Here is a 1,742-nt window from a genome sequence, read left to right on the forward strand (position 1 = left end):
TCCCGGCTGCCCGAGTTCATGATCCCGGCTTCCTTCACGGAGTTGTCTGCTCTGCCGTTGACACCCAACGGCAAGATCGACCGCGCCGCACTGCCCGACACCGACACCTCCCGCCCCGAACTGGGGACGTTCATGGCGCCGGTCGGGGCGACCGAGGAGCTTCTCGCGGGAATTTGGGCGCAGGTCCTGGGGATCGACCAGGTCGGTGCAGGGGACGGCTTCTTCGAGCTGGGTGGGCATTCGCTGCTGGCCACGCAGGTGGTCTCCCGGGTTCGGGAGGTTTTCGGCACCGAGATTCCGCTGGCTGCCTTGTTCGACCATCCCACGGTGCGCGGTCTGGCCGTTGTCATCGAGCGGACGGCGCCCGGTCCGGTGGTGCCGCCGGTGACCGCGGTCTCCCGGGACGAGCCGTTGCCGTTGTCGTTCGGGCAGGAGCGGCTGTGGTTCATGGGCCAGTTGGAGCCGGGTTCGGTCGAGTACAACGTGCCGTCGCCGATGTGGTTCCACGGTGATCTCGACGTGGCCGCGTTGAGCAAGGCACTGGACGCGGTGGTGGCGCGGCACGAGGTGTTGCGGACGCGGCTGGTGGCGGGCCCGGACGGGGTGGCGCACCAGGTGATCGACCCGCCGACGCCGGTGCCGCTGCCGGTGGCCGATGTGTCGGACCTGGCCGATCCGGTGGCCGCGGCGCACGAGTTGCTGGCGGCCGACGCGGCGGCGCCGTTCGACCTGGCGGCCGGACCGCTGATCCGCGCCTGCCTTGTGCGGGCGGGCCTGGACCACTTGCTGGTGCTGGCGATGCATCACGTGGTCTCCGACGAGTGGTCGGAGCGGATCTTCTGGCGCGAGTTGTCGGCGCTCTACCGGGCATCGCGGACCGGTGCGCCGGATCCGCTGCCGCCGCTGCCGGTGCAGTACGCCGACTACGCCGCCTGGCAGCGCTCCTGGCTGAGCGGAGACGTCCTGGACGGGCAACTGGCGTACTGGCGGCGGCAACTGGCCGGCGCACCAGTACTGGAACTGCCCACCGACCGGCCGCGCCCCCCGGTGCGGTCCAGCGCGGGCGCGGCGATCGGCTTCACGATCCCGGCCGACACCGCGGACGCGGTGCGCCGGATCGCTCGCGCGAACGGCGCGACGATGTTCATGACGCTGCTGGCTGCGTTCGACGTGGTCCTGGGCCGGTACTGCGGCACCGACGACGTGGCGGTGGGGACACCGGTCGCGGGCCGGACGCGTGCCGAGACCGAGGAACTGATCGGCTTCTTCGTCAACACCCTCGTCCTGCGCACCGACCTGTCGGGCGATCCGTCGTTCGCCGAACTTCTTGGCCGGGTCCGGGAGACCGCGCTGGCTGCCTACGCCCACCAGGAGCTGCCGTTCGAGCAGCTGGTCGACGCCCTGGTCACCGAACGCGACCGCTCCCGTTCCCCTCTGTTCCAGGTCTGGTTCAGCTACGACCCTCCCGCCCCGGACGACGACAACGAGAACACCCGGCTCGCGGACGACCGGGCCGACTCCCGTCCCGGCGCGGACATCGCATCCGGGCCCGATGCCAGGCCGAACCCGCTGCGAGTGAAGACCGACCTCGGGGTGACACTGGTCGATTCCGGCCGCACCCTGATCGGCGAGATCCAGTACAGCACCGCGTTGTTCGATGCGGCGACGATCGAGCGTATGGCGGGGCACCTGGCGGTTGTCCTGGAGGCGGTCGCGGCCGATGCGGGCCGGCGTGTGGCGGA

The 1,742-nt window shown here is 70.9% G+C and carries 1 protein-coding gene; it reads left to right on the forward strand.

Translation table 11 applies throughout. From position 1 onward, the window contains the following. A partial coding sequence (locus ABZ098_RS44915; RefSeq protein ID WP_356600896.1) for a condensation domain-containing protein occupies nucleotides 1–1,742 on the forward strand: 1,742 nt, incomplete at both ends.

The organism is Streptomyces sp. NPDC006335 (genome assembly GCF_040612795.1).
GTDB lineage: Bacteria > Actinomycetota > Actinomycetes > Streptomycetales > Streptomycetaceae > Streptomyces.